At 63.7% G+C, this 223-nt stretch carries 1 protein-coding gene; it reads right to left on the reverse strand.

All coding sequences use genetic code 11. The annotated features are described in order from the left end of the window. Positions 1–223 (reverse strand): hypothetical protein (locus E4K09_RS28695; protein WP_166802120.1); only part of this gene is annotated, 223 nt, incomplete at both ends.

Raw genomic sequence — 223 nt, forward strand, 5'->3', positions numbered from 1 at the left:
TCACGAGCTTCACCGTGAAGGTCTCGTCGGGCTCGAAGGCGAGCTCTTCGATCGTTGGCACGTTGAAGCCGCGCGTGCCCACGAAACCGGCGGCGATGTTCAGGGTGTACGTTCCCACCGAGACGTCACCCGTCGAGGTCGAGCCATGGATGACTTGGTAGGTGACGGTCAGCCGCTCCGCAGGAGGCTCCGACAGCGTGAGCCTGAAGTTCGCATTGCCGCC

The organism is Microvirga pakistanensis (genome assembly GCF_004458765.1).
Lineage (GTDB): Bacteria > Pseudomonadota > Alphaproteobacteria > Rhizobiales > Beijerinckiaceae > Microvirga > Microvirga pakistanensis.